The organism is Rahnella sp. P4_A8 (assembly GCF_056402435.1).
Genome location: NZ_JBFUHK010000256.1, coordinates 1 through 1,192 on the forward strand (window position 1 = coordinate 1; position 1,192 = coordinate 1,192).

General features: G+C 53.0%; 2 protein-coding genes. Both read left to right on the plus strand.

What is annotated here, in order from left to right; all coding sequences use genetic code 11:
* A partial coding sequence (locus AC1DUO_RS25210) for a PTS transporter subunit EIIC (protein ID WP_477989421.1) occupies nt 1–678 on the plus strand: 678 nt, incomplete at its 5' end.
* Nucleotides 679–743: 65 nt separating this feature from the next.
* Nucleotides 744–1,091: a PTS N,N'-diacetylchitobiose transporter subunit IIA gene (gene chbA, locus AC1DUO_RS25215; RefSeq protein WP_013577912.1), complete on the plus strand. Its 348-nt coding sequence runs from the start codon at nt 744–746 to the stop codon at nt 1,089–1,091.
* Nucleotides 1,092–1,192 lie beyond the last annotated feature (101 nt).

The window sequence follows — 1,192 nt, forward strand, 5'->3', positions numbered from 1 at the left end:
GCAATGGGCAGCGTGGTTGGCTGGGCGTACGTGATTTTCAACTCACTGCTGTGGTTCTTTGGTGTACACGGATCTCTGGCGCTGACCGCGCTCGACAACGGCATCATGACCCCGTGGGCGCTTGAAAATATCGCGCTGTACACCGAATACGGTTCCGTGAGTGCCGCGATTGATGCAGGGAAAACCTTCCACTTCTGGGCCAAACCGATGCTGGATTCCTACATCATGCTGGGCGGTTCCGGTGCAACCCTCGGGCTTATCATCGCCATCTTTATCGCCTCACGCCGTGCCGATCATCGTCAGGTGGCAAAGCTGGCACTGCCGTCAGGCATCTTCCAGATTAACGAGCCCATCCTGTTTGGTCTGCCGATTATCATGAACCCGGTGATGTTTATCCCCTTCGTGCTGGTTCAGCCGATTCTGGCCGCCATCACGATCGCCGCGTACAGCATGGGTATCATTCCTCCGGTCACTAACCTGGCGCCGTGGACCATGCCGACCGGGCTTGGCGCTTTCTTTAACAGTAACGGCAGCATCGCGGCACTGCTCGTCGCATTGTTCAATCTCGGTATTGCCACGCTGGTGTACATGCCATTCGTGATCTTGTCTAACAAGGCGCAGGCGATTATTGAAGAAGAAGAAAGCGAAGAAGACATTGCCGCTTCACTGAAATTTTAATCTGAACGGAGGGCGGGCAGAGGCCATCTTCCCGCCGTTATCCGGCCAATCATGGAGAGACAGAGATGATGGATTTAGACAGCATTGTTGAAACTGAAAGCGAAATGCAGGATCTCGAAGAAGTGGTGATGGGGTTGATCATCAACTCCGGACAAGCACGCAGCCTGGCTTACGCGGCGCTCAAAAAAGCCAAAGAAGGTGATTTTGAGCAGGCGCGTTCGGTGATGGCGCAGTCAAAAATGGCGCTGAATGAAGCGCATCTGGTGCAGACTCAACTGATTGAAGGCGATCAGGGCGAAGGAAAAACCAAAGTCAGCCTGGTGCTGGTGCATGCACAAGATCACCTGATGACGTCAATGCTGGCCCGCGAACTGATTGCGGAACTCATTGAGCTTCATGAAAAAATAAAATAACGTAGGGAGCCATAATGCAGCCACCGGTACTGAGCATGGAAATCAAGACAGCGCGCGAAAATCAACTCTTCGACGGTCAGAATTTCCACATGTTCATCTAC